The sequence below is a fragment of the Hallerella porci genome, assembly GCF_003148885.1.
Taxonomy (GTDB): domain Bacteria; phylum Fibrobacterota; class Fibrobacteria; order Fibrobacterales; family Fibrobacteraceae; genus Hallerella; species Hallerella porci.
In genome coordinates this window covers 13593-29520 of record NZ_QGHD01000018.1, presented here as the reverse complement: position 1 = coordinate 29520, position 15928 = coordinate 13593, and the positions used below count along the sequence as shown (strand labels likewise).

Annotated in this window: 13 protein-coding genes; 2 read left to right on the top strand and 11 right to left on the bottom strand. The window is 45.8% G+C overall.

Translation table 11 applies throughout. The annotated features are described in order from the left end of the window. Positions 1 to 95 precede the first annotated feature (95 nt). Positions 96 to 2441, top strand: a complete 2346-nt coding sequence (locus B0H50_RS08845; protein WP_109587577.1) for a ribonuclease R family protein — start codon at positions 96 to 98, stop codon at positions 2439 to 2441. A 3-nt stretch (positions 2442 to 2444) separates the two neighbouring features. Beyond that, complete coding sequence (locus B0H50_RS08840; RefSeq protein WP_106198276.1) at positions 2445 to 3329, top strand: rhamnan synthesis F family protein; 885 nt, start codon at positions 2445 to 2447, stop codon at positions 3327 to 3329. Here the strand turns inward: B0H50_RS08840 and hemE are convergent. The 11 genes from hemE to B0H50_RS08785 are packed head-to-tail and all read right to left on the bottom strand — an operon-like array spanning position 3326 to position 15928. After that, positions 3326 to 4342 (bottom strand): uroporphyrinogen decarboxylase, encoded by a 1017-nt coding sequence (gene hemE / locus B0H50_RS08835; RefSeq protein ID WP_106198277.1) that lies wholly within the window; start codon positions 4340 to 4342, stop codon positions 3326 to 3328. The genes B0H50_RS08840 and hemE overlap by 4 nt on opposite strands. Before the next feature lie 3 nt (positions 4343 to 4345). Then, on the bottom strand, positions 4346 to 5191 hold the full coding sequence (locus B0H50_RS08830) for a 50S ribosomal protein L11 methyltransferase (protein WP_106198278.1): 846 nt from the start codon (positions 5189 to 5191) through the stop codon (positions 4346 to 4348). Next, complete coding sequence (locus B0H50_RS08825) at positions 5178 to 6047, bottom strand: DMT family transporter (RefSeq protein ID WP_106198279.1); 870 nt, start codon at positions 6045 to 6047, stop codon at positions 5178 to 5180. The genes B0H50_RS08830 and B0H50_RS08825 overlap by 14 nt, the downstream gene beginning before the upstream one ends. Further along, a complete protein-coding gene (locus B0H50_RS08820; RefSeq protein ID WP_109587576.1) occupies positions 6048 to 8288 on the bottom strand; it encodes a transglycosylase SLT domain-containing protein in 2241 nt (746 codons plus the stop codon). Then, positions 8281 to 10104 carry a phosphoenolpyruvate--protein phosphotransferase gene (ptsP, locus tag B0H50_RS08815; protein WP_109587575.1) on the bottom strand — a complete coding sequence of 608 codons (1824 nt, stop codon included), beginning with the start codon at positions 10102 to 10104 and terminating at the stop codon, positions 8281 to 8283. The genes B0H50_RS08820 and ptsP overlap by 8 nt, the downstream gene beginning before the upstream one ends. Then, a complete protein-coding gene (locus tag B0H50_RS08810; RefSeq protein WP_106198282.1) occupies positions 10085 to 10360 on the bottom strand; it encodes an HPr family phosphocarrier protein in 276 nt (91 codons plus the stop codon). The genes ptsP and B0H50_RS08810 overlap by 20 nt, the downstream gene beginning before the upstream one ends. An 18-nt stretch (positions 10361 to 10378) precedes the next feature. Then, positions 10379 to 11287: an MlaD family protein gene (locus tag B0H50_RS08805; protein WP_109587574.1), complete on the bottom strand. Its 909-nt coding sequence runs from the start codon at positions 11285 to 11287 to the stop codon at positions 10379 to 10381. A 17-nt stretch (positions 11288 to 11304) separates the two neighbouring features. After that, the gene (locus tag B0H50_RS08800) at positions 11305 to 11988 is read right to left on the bottom strand and encodes a TrmH family RNA methyltransferase (RefSeq protein ID WP_233244671.1); all 684 of its coding nucleotides are present in this window, start codon (positions 11986 to 11988) and stop codon (positions 11305 to 11307) included. Positions 11989 to 11997: 9 nt separating this feature from the next. Beyond that, positions 11998 to 12948 (bottom strand): hypothetical protein, encoded by a 951-nt coding sequence (locus tag B0H50_RS08795; RefSeq protein ID WP_109587573.1) that lies wholly within the window; start codon positions 12946 to 12948, stop codon positions 11998 to 12000. A gap of 7 nt (positions 12949 to 12955) precedes the next feature. Beyond that, positions 12956 to 14473 carry a M16 family metallopeptidase gene (locus B0H50_RS08790; RefSeq protein ID WP_106198285.1) on the bottom strand — a complete coding sequence of 506 codons (1518 nt, stop codon included), beginning with the start codon at positions 14471 to 14473 and terminating at the stop codon, positions 12956 to 12958. Further along, positions 14474 to 15928, bottom strand: coding sequence for a M16 family metallopeptidase (locus B0H50_RS08785; protein ID WP_106198286.1), 1455 nt, complete (start codon positions 15926 to 15928; stop codon positions 14474 to 14476).

Here is a 15928-nt window from a genome sequence, read left to right as displayed (position 1 = left end):
AAGAAAATGAAAAAGCCCGCAAAAACAAAAAATGGAAAATTTTCCTTTTTGTCAAAATTTTTCATATTTTCTAAATGTAAGTAGGAGACGTTGTTATGGAAAATTTGCCCACTAAAGAACAGATTATCGCCGTTGTACGCGATGAACCGATGGTTGGCAGTCAGTTACGTCGTGCGATGGGCATTACAAAACACAAGAAACTCGCTTTTAAGCAGTTGCTTGCCGAAATGGTGAGCGAAGGATCTCTCGCCCGCACTAGCAATAAGCAGTATACTCCGGGAACAGGAAAACCGAAGTTTGAAGAAGATGAAGATTTCGAAGAAGACAACCGGAGACCGGCTGCAACGAGTCGTCGCAAGGCAACTTACGACGATGACGAAAGTCGTGTGCATCGCGGCGTTCTTTCGCCCGATGGAAATGATTGGTGGAAGGTCACCGAAGTCGAAACCGGAAAAGTTTATCCGATGGCGCATCGCAGTATAGCTCCTGGAAAAGATGGCGATACGATTGCGTTTACACTTTATCCGCATCCGAAACTCAAACATTCAATGCTCGCCAAAGTTGACCATTCGGCGATGGAAGGCGATCTCACTTGGAAAGAAGTGACGGAACAGTTTATGAAAGACGCATCGCTTCCGGCGAAATTCTCGGATGCGATTATGGATTTTGTGAACAGTGAAAAGGAACCGACCGAAGCTGATTTGAAAGATGGCCGCGTGGATATGCGGAATCTTTACATCCTTTGCGTGGACCCTGATGGAGCAATGGATCATGACGATGCTATCTCGGTGGAAAAGCGTCCCGATGGCGGATTCCACTTAGGCGTGCATATCGCCGATGTGAGTCATTATGTGCCCGAAGGCAGCGAACTCGATGACGAAGCGCTTACGCGTAGCTTTACGCAGTATTTGCCGTGGACGGCTGTGCCGATGCTTCCCGATCGTCTTTCGAGCGATCTCTGTTCATTGCATCAAGGCGTTGACCGCTTAGCGTTCAGCTGCATGATGGAACTCGATAAAGATGCAAATGTGGAATCGTTTGAATTCAAAAAGAGTTTGGTCAACATCACTGCGGGCATTACGTATGCCGAAGCCGTTCGCCGTTTGGAAGCGGGCGATGAACATGTAAAAGCTCTTCAAGAAGTCGCAGACCTTTTGCGCGCTAACCGCAAAAAAACGGGCATCTTGGAACTCGGCAGCACCGAACTCGGTTGTAAATTTGATGCAAATGGAGAACCAGAAAAAATCGTTCCGCGCGAAGAAAATGAATCGGATCATTGGATTGAAGAATGCATGTTGATCGCCAATAAATGCTGCGCCCAAGAACTCCAGCGCAGACATTTACAAGGCGTTTATCGTATTCATGAAGCTCCTGATACAAAAGACATTATGGAACTTTATTACCAGATGCCGGATTTGTTTAAGGATAGTCCGATTTCTCTTCGTGAACTCGGTAAACCGCGCCGCGGTGATACGAATTTGAATCCGGAAATTTTCAAATTGTATCAGCATTTGGTAGAACGTGCGAAAGGCGATGATGAAATTGTGATGCGAATTTTGCGCAGTATGCAGAAAGCGCATTACGATAGCAACTGCTTTGGACACTTTGCGTTGAATTGGCAAGATTACGCGCACTTTACAAGTCCGATTCGGCGTTATGCCGACCTTTGGTGTCACCGCGAACTTTCGCGTAAAACGCCGGATGAAACCGATGCAAAACGCGCGTGGGATGTGGTTGCTGTCTGCTCCGAAATTTCTGCGAACGAAGTGAAGAATCAAAAGACCGAACGCATGTCGCTCAAAGTTTGTGCGACTTGGCTTTTGCGGAAACACTTGGGCGAAGAATTTGAAGCGACTGTCACCGGCGTGCAAGAATGGGGCATTTATGTGGGCGTTGATGACCCGCAAGCCGAAGGCCTTGTACGTTTCCGCGATATTGCAGGCTCGGACTATTACGTCTTTAATCCAGACAAAGGAATCGTTTGCGGAAAACGCAGCAGCAAAACTTTTGCGCGCGGCGATAAAGTGCGCGTGAGACTTTTACGCGCAAATCCTGTCCGCGGAGAAGCCGATTTTGCCATTCTCGAAAAGATTTCGGATGGACGGACTTCGAAGATGATGGAAAAAGACCGCGCCGAAGCCGCCGAAGAATTAGGACTTGTGACGCAGCCCGATGAAAGTGAATACGAATCGATTCGCCCGAGTGAACGTCGCAAAATCCGTGAATCGTATGGCGCAGATCGCAAAGCGAACAAGCGGAAATCGGAACGCGCAGAATACGGACGTGGTCGCAGCACACGCGGAAAGAGCAGCGGAAAAAATTTCCGCGAAGAGGACGGAGAACGTAAAAATTCTCGCGGGAAAAAATTTGCCCGGAAAAAGAAATCTTCGTTTGGAAATTCTCGTCGCGACTCCGGACGCATCAATTCGAAAAAGCGATAAACGATGAGCGGAACTAGCCTGAAAAAAGTTCTTTACGCTTCTTTTCAAACTGGAGAATCTCTGCCCGGTTACATCCGATATGCATTAGAAGGTCTTTGTCAAACGGGATTTTCTGTTGTCTATTTGACGAACGGGCGAGATTTAGACGCATCGTCGCATGCGTTTTTGGATTCACATCATATCGAACTTTTCTTTACCGAAAATCACGGCTACGATTTCGGAATGTGGCGTCGTTATTTGACATATACGGCGCAGTTCCGCCGCGAAGAATGGGAACGTTTGGTTCTCATTAACGATTCGGTAATTTATTTTCAAAATCGATTTGTCAAAATTTTCAGCGCTGCCGAAGAAATGTCTGCTGACATGATTTCGTTAACGGAAAATTCGGAAGTGGCGCCGCATTTGCAATCATTCTTCTTGTATTTAAAACCGTCAGCGATTAAACCATTTTGCGAACGGCTTTTGCACGAAGAAGAAGGAAAAAATTTTTACGATACCGTGAATCGGATGGAAATCGGTTCGAGCGTTGCGCTGCGTCAAGCGGGGCTTTCTCTGCAAGCGTTGATTCATACGCCGAAACCAGTGCTTTTTTCGTATCCGGATTTGATTGCAGAAAAACATGGATTTGTAAAACGAAAATTTTTGCAAAAGCGTTGGACGCGTGGCGAAGCTTATTTCTTTTGGGATAATCAAGCAGGCGAAGCGTTAATGCTCGATTATCCGCGTTGGATTCGAGAAAAAGGTGCGCCGGATCAAGACTTTGATTTAAAATGGCTCGAGGAGCCGCCGAAAAATTCCCGCGATCGCTTGGCGGATTCTCTCCGCTTTGCGTATTATAAATTCCGCTGGATTTTGTCGGCGTGGAAAGCGAAACGCAAAAGCGCTTAAATTCCGCGAACCGTTTTTACAAAAGCTTGAACGCCTGCAATCGGCGTCTCGGGAAGAATGCCGTGCCCGAGATTCATGATGTGCGGGCGATTTTTTGTGAGCTCTAAAATTTCTTGGGTGCGGGCGCAAATAATTTCGGGGCGCGCAAACAATAACGCTTGATCTAAATTGCCTTGGAAAATTTTCTGCGGATACGCAGTCAATAAATCCGAAAGTTCGGAACGGTGATCGACTCCGATGACATTGACCGAGAGATTTGCAAAAGCAGAAATGAGATGCGCTGCTCCGTTTGCATAATGAATAATCGGAGCGTTTGAATTTTCGCGGACTTTTTGAATGACGATTTCGGTAAAGGGTTTCGCCATTTGCTGATAATCGCGTAACGATAAATTTCCGGCCCACGAATCCATGATGACGAGCGCGTCTGCGCCCCATTCCGCTTGCTTTACGAGATATTCGCCCGTGATTTTTGCAATGTGAGAAAGCAACGCAGAATAAGCTTCGGGGTCTTGGTAAAAAAGAGTTTTTGTTTGCTGTAAAGTTTTTGATGTGCCGCCTTCGATGGCGTAAGAAGCAATCGTCAGCGGACCGCCGACAAAACCGAGAAGCGATTTTTCTTCGGATAATTTTCTTCGAACTTTTTGCAGTGCATTTTTCGTGTAAATTAAATCGCGGTCTAAGTAAACGTTTTTTAATTGAGAAATTTCTTTTGCGCTGCGGAAAGGATTTGCAATCATCGGACCTTTTCCCGATTCAAAGCGCAAATCAAATCCCATATACGGCAGCGTTACGAGAATATCGCTGAAGAGAATTGCTGCGTCGATGTCAAAATGATTTGTCGGCTGAAGAGTCGCTTCGGCGGCGGCATCGGCATCGCGGACAAAGGAAAGAAAGTCTGGAAAGCGACTGCGCAGTTCGCGGTATTCGGGCAAGTAACGTCCCGCTTGGCGCATCATCCAAACTGGTTTTTCGGTCGTCTTGCCGAGGGCACTTTTGACAAAGAGAGTTTCCATTTTTTATTCGCGGATAGCGTCAACGCACCACCATTCGTCGCGGGTTTCTTCGCGGAGAGTTTTAAAGCCCGCTTCTTGGAACCAATCGAGAACGTAATTTTTCTCAGCGGTAAGTTGACCGGTTAAAAGGAAATGCCCGCCTTTTTTGAGCATGCGTTCGACGTCTTTTTTCATCGGCCAAAATTCGGTGCGAATCATATTGCAGACGATTGCATCGAAGCGAGCATCGTCTTGGAATGTGTCCAAAAAGCCGAAAACTGCCCGCGAATTTTCGCAGTGATTCTGCTTAAAATTTTCCGCAATGCAAGGAAGTGCGAGCAAATCAATTTCGGTTCCGATGACTTTTTTTGCGCCGAGTTTATCCGCAATCATCGAAAGAATTCCGGTTCCGGTGCCGATGTCGAGAACGGTTTTATTTTTCAAATCGAGCGATTCCATCATGCCCGAGATGAGCGCTGTGGTTGCGTGATCGCCTGTACCAAAAGCGCTTTTCGCTTCGAGAACGAGAAGAATGGCGTCGGATTCGGGCGGAGTAAATTCAACCCAAGGCGGACGTACCCAAACGCGATGGGAAACGTGGACGGGAGTTGCGCGGTCTCGCCACCAGCGATCCCAATCTTTAGCTTCTTCGTCTTCGGGGGTGAAATGATATTCGGGAAATTTTTTGACGATTGCATCGCGGGCATTTTTTTCGCCGGTGTAAAAGCAAAAATCGGTGCGCTCAGCGGTGGATGTTTCTAATTCTTCTAATGCGCCGACGCCGGCTTCCATTAAAAAATAAGTCGCCAGTTCATAATCTTCGGGTTTGCAATGACCGGTTGCTTTAAACCAAACATCATTTGTTTGCATGAGAATTCCTTTTGAATGTTTTCCGAAGCATTTGCCGCGGACTTGCGATGAATAAACTAGAACCTAAAATGACCATCGCGATGCTTACGATTTTCATCGGTGGGAAAGGCTCTGCAAAAATGAGTGCACCCGCAAGAATGGGAACGACCGCGCCGATGGCTGCGCTAAAGGGAATCACAAAAAGTGCGCGCCCGCGAGAAAATGCAACTTGCGTAAAAACAAATGCGGTGAGATAGGTTACAGCAAACGCCCAAACGCGAATGTCCGAAAGCCAATACGCGAGTTCATTTGCAGAAAGTTCAATGCCTTTGGCTGTCGCATCAATCGCTAAACTTTTATAAATCACATCGGAAAGTCCGTAGCAAGTTCCCATGACGAGTGAATCGCTGACTTCATCGCGGTGAAAAATAAAATGGCTTGTAAATGCAAAGGCAAGAAGAATAAAAAAGAAAATCCAAAGCGCAGGAATATTTTGCGTGCCCGCTTTTTCGCCCACTTCTGCGGATGCAAAAAGAAGCCCGCAAAGAACGAAGACGATAGCCGCGATGACGCGACGGTTGATGGGCTCTTTCAAAAAGATTCTGCCGAAGATTGCGGTGAGAACGGGATTGAGCGCAGAAATTGGTTTGACAAGGCTTAAATTGTATAAAGCCATCGCCGTGTAATTGCCTGCGTTTCCGCACGCCGAAAGTAAAAATCCTGTCCACCAACGTTTCGAAGTAAGAAAGCTGAGAATAAATTTGAAAGGATGATGAATGTCGGCTTTTTCTCCGGACTTGGCGACGCCGGATTTGGAAAGCACATTGCCAAAGGCAAAGCAAACGGCAGCGCCGAGGGTTAAAATGAAGAACAGCATTTAACGTGCCCAGACTTCGGAATAAACCCAATAATTGCCGATGCAGCGTTTTACGTAATCGCGCGTTTCCCAATAGCTGATTTCTTCGGCGCGTAAATCCCAAGTCATTTCTTTGCCGGCGGCTTGCCAACGCTTGGCGGGACGCGGCCCTGCATTGTAATTGGCGAGAACATACATCGGATCATTTTCGTATTCGACGAGAAGATCTTTTAAATAACGCACGCCGAGGCGAATATTCATATAAGGATTGTAAAGTAAATTCTGCGAAAAGTTTTGAATGCCTTCGGCGGCTGCTAATTTTTTTGCGGTCGGCGGAATAATTTGCAAAAGTCCGCACGCATTGGCGGGACTTGTAATGAGATAATTAAAGGTCGATTCTTGACGCATCACGCTGTAAACAAATAACGGATCGATGGATGTATCTGCCGCGGCGAGAACTTTATCTTCAAATGGTTTCGGGTATAAAAATTTCATCACGCTGCGCGGCGCTTCGCCGAGATAAGCCCGCGGAATTGCATTTTGAAAATTTCTAGCGAGTGCGTAACCGGGGATGAGTTCTCCGTAAGTTTGGAAAAGAGAACCGTAAGAATACAAGAAATCCAAGCGCCCGCTATTTTTCTTTTTCGCAAAGGTGAAAAGGTCAAATGCTTCTTCGGCAAAGCCTAAATCCAAAAGGCGTTTCACCATGTTGTAACGGCCAATGCTATGCGAAGAATCGGCGGAACCATTTTGAATGGAACGAATCCACGCAAGAGTTGCCGAGTCCGAAATATCTTGCGGCGCAAGCCAAGGAACGGCTGCAGAATCGAGCAATTTATTTTCGACGAGTTTTATGCGGGAACGGTGAGCGTAATAGCCGACAGGGAAATCTTTAATGCAATCGAGATATTCGGCTTTCGCTTCTTCGAGTTTTCCTTGTGCAAGGTAAATGTTTCCGAGGAACATCCGTGCGCCGCTTGAACTCCACAAGAAATCTTCGCTTTTCGCTTTTTGGAATGCGGCAATCGCCGAATCAATTTTATTTTGTTTCAAATAACAAAGTGCGATGCGGAAAGAAACCCATTTGACTTTGTTGCTGTTTTTAAAACGCGGATTAGAAAGCGAATCATAGCTGGCGATGGCTTCGTCAAATTTTCCGGCTTGTTCCAATTCAAAAGCGCGCACCCAAATGTTATTCGCATTTTGTAAAGTGAAACGGAATTTTGTTTGGAATAAATCATCGATTTTTGCAGCGAGAGAATCCATACCGTTTGCGCGGTAAAGGCGAATCAGCGATTGCAGCCAGTTCGCGCGGGCTTCGACGCTATCGGTTAAAAATTCGTAAGCGGAAATGGCCGCGGAATCTTTCTTCAAATTTTTATACGCAGCGGCTCGATTTTCCCAAAGAGAAATGCGATTTTTTAATGTAATCGTGCTCGGCGGCAATTTAAAATTCAACGAATCTTCGCTCGTTTTGAGCTTTGGCTTTTTCGTTGTATCGCGGGCAGGTGCCTTCGCCTGATCGATGACGAAAATGGAATCAATTAGGGCGATGCATTCTTCGTGAAAACCTTTGCTGCAAAGTTTTCCGGAATAAGTGATTTTTTCGTCGAGGGTTTCGTTAATCGATTCCGAACGGATGCGGCGCAAGGCTTTCCACGCTGCGTCTCCGTATTCCGACGGATGCGCGATGACGTAAAGGTAAGCGTTCTTCGCCGCTTTATACCATTTCGCTTTTTCGAGGAGAGTTCCTTTTTTATAACGCAAAAGAGGAACGCGAGGATCGTTGCCATAATTCTTCAAAAAAATGTCGATGGAATCTGCTTTCGCTTTTGGTTTAATATTCGGATCTTCGAGTGTCAAATCCAAACGGATGCGGTCTGCAAATTCTTTCCATTCGGCGTCATTTTGAAAACGAGAATCTCCCGTGGACAAAGTCTTGCGGGCTTTGGCAAATTCTTTTTCTTCGAATTGAGAGCGAGCAATTCGCGAAAGAATGCTTTTGTCTAAACTCGAATCTTTGCCGATGAGTTTTTGATATTGGGAAAGTGATTTTGCAAATTCGCCGTTATAGTAAGCGGCTGCAGCGCATGCAAATTCTTTGTCAAGTCCCGTCGAAAGAGAATCGCAATTCTTCTTGTTGCGTTCATATCGGATAACTTTATTTTGAAAGTCATAGCCAGGAATAAGCGCTTGCGCAGAATCTGTCGCGCACCAAGCCGAGCCGATGAGACATCCGACAAGAAGAATTTTTTTAAGCATTTTTCCCCAATGGATTTTTGACTTCGTGAGAAGTGATGAAACTCGAAATGCCGAGATCGATAATCATTTGCAAATACTTTTGACGCAAGTAGCGATTGACATTTGCTGCGGTATCCATTTTGAGAACCGCATTCGCCGTCGCTTTTACATCTTCGTAGTTCACAGAACGAATGATTTTTTTGCATTCCATAATGCTCCACGGCGTCATGGAAAGTTCATCGACTCCGAGCCCGACGAGGACAAGAGTTGAAAGCGGATCCGAGCTCATTTCACCGCAAACGCAAACAGGAATTCCTTCGCGATGCGCTGCGCGGACCGTGCGCCGAATCATATTCAAAACCGCGGGATGGTGCGGCTCAAACATATTCGCAATGAGTTCGTTTGTGCGGTCCACGGCGAGAGTAAATTGAATTAAGTCGTTCGTTCCAATGCTAAAGAAATCCACTTCTTTGGCGAGGGCTTCGACCATCATCACGGCAGCAGGAACTTCGATCATGCAGCCTACTTTGACTTCGGGCAGTTCAACGCCTTCGTTCAAAAGTTGCGTGCGGCATTCTTGATAAAGCGCTTTCGCTTCGTGCAGTTCGTCGAGGCTGCTAATCATCGGGAACATAATGCGTAAATGTCCCGAGCGACTGGCGAGAAGAAGTGCCCGCAACTGTTCGCGGAAAATATCTTTGCGCGTTAAGCAAACGCGGATAGAGCGCCAACCCATAAATGGATTCGCTTCGTCGGCGACAGAAATATCAGAAACGAGTTTGTCTCCGCCAGCGTCTAATGTACGGATGACGACCGGATGCGGTGAAAGTTTGCTCAAAATGTGCGAGTAAGCTTTTGCTTGTTCTTCGCAAGTCGGAGTTCCTTTGCGGAAGAATAAAAATTCGGAACGATAAAGCCCGATGCCGGTTGCGCCAAAATCCAAAACGGTATCCGCTTCCATCGGAAGTTCGATGTTCGCATGAAGAGTAATGTATTTGCCATCAAGAGTCATCGGCTCTAATTGACGCATCGTGAAAAGTTCTTGCTTTTGCTTATTGTAAACAGCAAGCTTTTCTTCGTAGCGATTTAAGTCATCTTCGTTCGGGTTGACGATGACCATGCCGCCGGTTCCGTCGATGAAGAGCATATCGTTGTCTTCTGCGATGACGGAAATATTGCGGAGACCAGAAACTGCTGGAAGCTGCATCGCGCGAGCCAAAATGGAAATGTGGCTTGTGCGGCCGCCGATATCGGTCGCAAATCCGAGCACTTCATCTTTCTCAATCGACATGAGCATGCCCGGAGTGAGTTCGTGCGAAACGATCATTCCCGGTTCCGAAAATTTTTCGCGCTTTGTTTTGGGCGCGGCTTCGTCGAGAGCGGCGAGAAGGCGGCTGTAAATTTCGCGCAGATCCATGGTGCGCTCACGCATGAGTTCCATTTTACTGCTTTCAAATTGAGCGATTAGCGCAGAGAGTGTGCTGTGTACCGCCCAACGTGCATTGTGACCTTCTTTGCGGATGCTTTGAACGATTGGATTTATTACCATCGAATCGTGAAGCATCATTAAATGCGAATCAAAAATGCGAGCTTCTTCTTCGCCCAAGCGTTCGCTTGTAACCGATTTTAATTTTTCAATTTCTTTGGCGGCGGTATCGACCGCTTTTAAAAAATGCGCTTCTTCTGCTTCGAGCGCACTCGCCGGGAGCGCAGAAGAATCTAGCGAATATTTCCGCGTTTCAATTTTCCGGACAGGACCGTAAGCGTAACCCGGAGATGTTGCGACGCCGACCAAAACGGTGCGGGTCTTTTGTTTGCTAGTCGTTTTGTTCTTCATGGAAATTTTCGCGGAAAAGTTGTTCCAGTTGATCTAACACTTGTTCCTCGTCTTTTCCTTCGGCGGTGAATTTCACCGTGGAACCGGGAGTAATTGCGAGCATCATCACATTCAAAATACTTTTGGCATTGACCTTCGTGCCTTCGTATTCGAGCGTGACATCGCTTTCGGATTTTCCCGTGATATCGACGATCATGCCTGCGGGGCGGGCGTGAACTCCGAGTTTATTTGTAACAACAATTTCTTTGCTATGCATAGCGATACCATTTCCGGATTAGAAAATATCTACGTTGACATCCAAACCATCGTGAAGGATAATTTGGAAAAGACTATCTGCAGAATGTAATGTTTTCACCAAATCATCGTGAAGAGTTCTGTCGTTAAGAAGAATTCCCGCCGTATTGTCTTTGGTTTGAAGCTTTGCGGTGATTGCGGATAAACGATTCGTCACCGAATCCAATTTAGAAATGACGCCGCCCGCATCTTGCATGAGGCCGCTCGCTTGCGAAAGAAGCCCGCTGATAGGCGTTTGCACCGTATCGAGCAATGCGTTCACTTTCACTGTTGCGGTATTCAAATTGTTCAAACTCGTTTTGATTTGCGGATCGGTATCGGCGAGCATTTTTGCTAAACGATCTTCCAAAGATTCTGCTTTGTTCATCATCACGCGGAATTTGTCGCGGAATTCTGGATTCGCAATCGTCGAATCCATTACCTGATGAACTGAAGTAATGAGAATTTTTGTGGAATCGATAATTTCGCCTGCGAGACCGAGAGCTTCGGCGATGCCCGCATCGAATTGACCGTCGATCGTATCGTGCGGCGCATAATTTTTTGCCGAATCGCACAAGATAATTCCGATTTGACGTTCGCCCATGATGCCGATATTTTGCACGCGGATTTCGGAACCGACAGGAATTTTGACATCGTTTCGAATGCGCACGACCACGAGAACGCGGTGACCTGCCAAGTGAATGTCTTCAACTTTGCCGAGTTTAACGCCGTTAATTTTTACGGGGTCGTCGAGGGTTAATGTGCTCACCTGCGGAAAGCGCAGATAGTATGTGTCAAAAACTTCCCGCGGGTCCTTATCGTTCAAAAAGAACAGACCGAAAATCAGGATGATAATTGCCAGAAGGACAACAAGACCGACAGCGAGATATAATCCGGTATATTTTTTCATCTCAAATTCAATTTAGTTTATTCGCAGGCGATTCGCGTAATGGAACTAGATGCGGTATCGTCATTTATATGTCTTTCGAGCCATTCGACGAGAAGCGCATCACGTTCAGCGGGCGGAAGCGTAAAATTCTTTCTTCCATGTTGTTGCATAAAGTGATCCAAGTAACACATGAGAACGCCGCCGGCAACCGAAACATTCATCGATTCGGTGATGCCATATTGCGGAAGTTTAAATTCACAATCGGCAGCCGCCAAAGTGTCCGGATGATTTCCCGTAAATTCACTGCCGAGATAGAATGCAGTCGGCTGGGATAAATCCAAATCCAAAACAGAATTTTCCGTATTCGTGCTTGCGACAGCGATGCGGTAACCTTTTTTGCGCAAATGTTCCATGCACGCTTTGCGCTTTTCATACAAGTAAAGATTCATCCATTTGATCGAGCCTTTTAAAATGGATTTATTCACTTTATACGGATTCACTTCTTCGATGATGTGGACATCTTCGAGCCCGAAAACTTCGGCGGTGCGGATGACTGCAGAAATGTTGTGCGGATCAAAAAGATCTTCGAGAACCATGCAAAAATGTCGCGTGCGATTTTGCACCACTTTCATCAAAAGATCGCGGCGATGTTCCGTAATTTTGGGAAGAAGCGCTTCGATTTTTGCTTGCATTTCGGGAGAAGAATAAGAATACTCAATCATAATTGCCCTTTATTTTGCTGGGAAATTTTGTTTAAAAATCATTTGGGTTTCGGTGACGAATTGCGGCTTTTGCCGTTGACTTTCTTCGCGTTTTTTCTTCACCGCATCGCCGACGGTCCACGGAATTTTTCCCGCGTCCACTTGCTGAAATTCTTCGAGATTTTTTGTGTAATATTTTTTAATCGTCTCGGATTTTTTTACGGGCTCATGATTTCCGTTGACGTAACTTTCCGACGATTCCGAAATATTTTTTATGATTTCAGAAATTTTAGATTTGACCACATCGCGGAAAAATCCCATTTTCATAATCGAATTGAGAACTGCATTTGCGGGGAAAACGATTGCTTTAAAACGGTAACGCGTTTTGTTTCCGCTGGGATACATATCTAAAATGGCGATGGCGATTCCGTGTAAATTCCAACGCAGAATTTTGCAGCGACCGCTGCCGTAAAAGACATTGTGAAATCCGAGTCCGGTTCCTGCACTATCTTGCAAAGTCCAATAAAAATCGCCGAAAAGATTTCCTCCGTTGTCGCCGCTAAAAATGCGTTGATCTGGAGAATTGTAATGAATCGTATAATTCGTTTCTTGAATGGCGTTGACGAGTGCGGTTGTAAATGGAAAATGATCGAAGAGATAACTCATCATCGGTCCATTGACAGGAAGCTCGCCATCGGTTTCGTAAGTGACGCGGTAACGTCCTCCGAGATGCCCGAAAATTTCTTTGGTTACAGGACTTTTTAAATCGATTCCGCGTTTTTGTAAATCCAAAAATGCAGAACAAAATTCCGCATTATATTCTACATCGGGAACGGGTTCAAATTCTGCTTCTGAACAGCGCGGAAGAATGAAGTTCAAACATTTTTTCGCCGCGGCGCACGCATTGTGCGACAAATCTTCTTTGTCTGCTGCAAAAAGAGAAAGCGAAAAAACGAAAATGCAAAGAGCGATGCGTTTCAAAAAATTCTCACTTTCTAAAGTCTAAACTGTCGAGCGGAATTACGGTAAAGTTTCCGACATCTTTTAATTTTTCGGCGGGGCCGACAATCGAAATTGTCATCGCATTTTTGTTGAAATATTTTGCGATCATTTGCTTCACTTGTTCGGGCGTTACCGCTTCAATCGCTTTGACATAATCGATGTAGTGCGAATCTTTTTTGCCCAATAATTCATCGCGGGCGAAGAGAACGGTTGTGCTCGCTGGCGAATCAAATAAACTCGGCAAACTTTCGATGAGAGTTTTTTTCGCTTGATTTAATTCGTCTTCGGTTGGACCTTCTTGTGCGAGTTTTTCAATTTCTTTTTGGATTAAGTCAATTGCTTTGGCTGCGGATTCTACTTTGGTTTGCAAGGAAATGAGAACGCGGCCTTGATCGCGATAATCGTTTTCAGCGTAACTGTGAATGCTGTAAGCGAGTCCGTTATCCGAACGCACTTTCGCCATTAACCTTGAAGAAAAACTGCCACCGCCGAGAATAAAACTCGCTACTGCTGTCGGATAATAATCGGGATGCGGACGCTTGACAAATGGCGCGCTCATGCAAATGTTCGCTTGCGTAATCTCTTTATCGACGAGGAAAATTCCCGTTTTCTTTGAAAGTTGAATTGGCGGAATCGAAATATTGTTTGGATTATCTGCGGGCCAAGACGCAAAATATTTTTTGAGTTCTATAGTCATCGAATCCCGCGGAAAATCGCCCGCGATGGCGAAGACGATGCGTCCATTGCGAAAACGACCTTGTGCAATTTTCAACAAATCATTCCGCGAAACTTTGCGGTATTCGTCAGCGGTTGCGCTCCACAAACGCGGATTATTTTCGTAATTCACTTTTGCATCTAAAGCCGAAAGAATTGCCGCAGGCGTGTCGTAGCGATGCTCGTAAGCGTTCGCCGCATTTGCCTTTTGAATTTCAAGCGCAGAAGAATCAAACGCTGGCGTTAAGAAAACTTCTTTTGTCAAATTCATCATTTGCGGAAAATCTTTCGTCATACATTCAACGCTAATCGCACTGGTAAATGTGCCGACAGATCCCGCGAGAGTTGCTGCGATAAATTCTAACGAATCGTCCAATGCTTGCGGCGAAAGTTTTTGTGAACCACCGCGGCGGAACATTGCCGAAAGAAGCGAATGTGCGGCTTCATTTTGAATGCTATCGGTGACGAACGGCTCATCAAAAAAGATGTTAAAATGAATGAGAGGAAGAGTTCTATCTTCGATGACGTAGCCGGTAATTTTTTCGGAAAATTTCACGCGCGAATCTGCGGGATACGGCGCTTGATAATGAAATTCGGGGAAAGCGATGTCTTTATAAGTCGCTGGAAATTCGGCGGATTTTTCAATCGATGCTTGAGAATTTTTTGCAGAAGTATCTGCAGAAATTTTCTGCGGATTTTCAACAGAAACTTTTTCGGCGGTTTGCTGTTTTGTGCCCGAGCACGCAGCGAAAAATGCCGCCGACAATAACATCAGAGAATTTTTTTTCATTTAGCGTTCCTCCCCTTTGAGCAAAAGTCCCACGGTGGCATTCTTGTGTTTAAAAGTTTTCTTCGCCACATTTTGTACCGCTTCGGGAGAAACTTTTCCTAATTGATCCGGCCAATTTAAAAGGATTTTGTAATCGCCGAACATTTCATACCAAGCGAGTTGCGTTGCGACATTTTCCATATCGAGGAAACTTTCGACAAGTCCCATCATCGCCCGATTTTTCACCTTTTCTAATTCGCGGGCAGAGACCGGTTCATTTTTCAATTTTTCAAGTTCACTCCAAACGATAGCTTCGACAGAATCGGGATTTGCATCGGGGCGCAGCGTCACGGAGATGTAAAATTCAGAAACGTATTTGTTGACGCTATTGCCTGCGCTTGCTGAAACGGCTAACTTTTTTTCTTCGACGAGTTTTTTGTAAAGTCTTCCGGAGCGTCCGTTCAAAACGCCTTCGGCGATGTCGAGCGCATAAAGAGAACTGTCGCCAACTCCAGGAGTTTTAAAGCAAAAATCCATTCGGTGCGGTGCATCGGGGCGGTAAACGGTTAAACGTTTTTCTCCGGCGGGTTCTGGATCGCGAACGGTAATCGGTGCAAAGGCTTCGCCCGAAGGAATTTCTGCAAAATATTTTTTCACCAAATTCATCGTTTGCGTTGTATCCAAATCGCCTGCTAAAACGAGAATTGCATTTCGCGGTTTGTAATATTTGCGATAATGTTCGGCGGCTTGTTCTCGCGTGAGATTCATAATGTCCGAAGGCCAACCGATTGTGGGAACGCGGTATGGAAACGCTTCGTAAATAAGACCGTTCAGCGTTTCAAAGTAACGGCCCGAAGGCCTGTCATCGTAGCGCATACGACGTTCTTCGCGGACGACATCGCGTTCCGAATAAAATTCTCGTAGAATGGCATTTTGCATTCGATCGGATTCGAGATACAGAAAAAGTTCAACGCGATTTTTCGGAAGCGTTACGATATACGCTGTCATGAGATCCGTTGTAAAAGCGTTTAATCCTGTTCCGCCCGCTTGCTGATACGCGCTCCACAATTCTTCTTTGACCATGAATTTGCGTTCTTCTTCCACTAAAGAATCGTATTCGGCGCGGAATTTTTTTGCAGAAATCGAATCGCCAGCGACTGCGGACGCTTGCGAAAGCGCCATCACCGAATCTTCTTTCGCCATCAAAACGGAATCTTTTGCAAAATCCGTTACGCCGACTTTTTTCGTTCCTTTGAAAAGTTCGTGCTCCAAAATGTGAGCGAGCCCCGAACTCCCAGGCACTTCGTTTACAGAACCGGTGACATAAAACAGCCGGCAGCTCACGGTAGGCGCTTGAGAATTGGGGTAAAGCAAAACGGTTAAACCGTTATCCAGAACCTCTTTGTGAATCGGAAAATCCACAGCCGAAATGGCTGCGGGAAAAATCAAAGCGGAGAGAAGAAGTTGAAGACGCAT

Bases quoted from the DNA above. Each gene is read 5' to 3' on its own strand.
- B0H50_RS08830 (WP_106198278.1), bottom strand. From the start codon at position 5,191: ATGCAAACAAATGATGTTTGGTTTAAAGCAACCGGTCATTGCAAACCC.
- B0H50_RS08820 (WP_109587576.1), bottom strand. From the start codon at position 8,288: ATGCTTAAAAAAATTCTTCTTGTCGGATGTCTCATCGGCTCGGCTTGG.
- ptsP (WP_109587575.1), bottom strand. From the start codon at position 10,104: ATGAAGAACAAAACGACTAGCAAACAAAAGACCCGCACCGTTTTGGTC.
- B0H50_RS08805 (WP_109587574.1), bottom strand. From the start codon at position 11,287: ATGAAAAAATATACCGGATTATATCTCGCTGTCGGTCTTGTTGTCCTT.
- hemE (WP_106198277.1), bottom strand. From the start codon at position 4,342: ATGGAAACTCTCTTTGTCAAAAGTGCCCTCGGCAAGACGACCGAAAAA.
- B0H50_RS08790 (WP_106198285.1), bottom strand. From the start codon at position 14,473: ATGAAAAAAAATTCTCTGATGTTATTGTCGGCGGCATTTTTCGCTGCG.
- B0H50_RS08800 (WP_233244671.1), bottom strand. From the start codon at position 11,988: ATGATTGAGTATTCTTATTCTTCTCCCGAAATGCAAGCAAAAATCGAA.
- B0H50_RS08840 (WP_106198276.1), top strand. From the start codon at position 2,445: ATGAGCGGAACTAGCCTGAAAAAAGTTCTTTACGCTTCTTTTCAAACT.
- B0H50_RS08845 (WP_109587577.1), top strand. From the start codon at position 96: ATGGAAAATTTGCCCACTAAAGAACAGATTATCGCCGTTGTACGCGAT.
- B0H50_RS08825 (WP_106198279.1), bottom strand. From the start codon at position 6,047: ATGCTGTTCTTCATTTTAACCCTCGGCGCTGCCGTTTGCTTTGCCTTT.
- B0H50_RS08785 (WP_106198286.1), bottom strand. From the start codon at position 15,928: ATGCGTCTTCAACTTCTTCTCTCCGCTTTGATTTTTCCCGCAGCCATT.
- B0H50_RS08810 (WP_106198282.1), bottom strand. From the start codon at position 10,360: ATGCATAGCAAAGAAATTGTTGTTACAAATAAACTCGGAGTTCACGCC.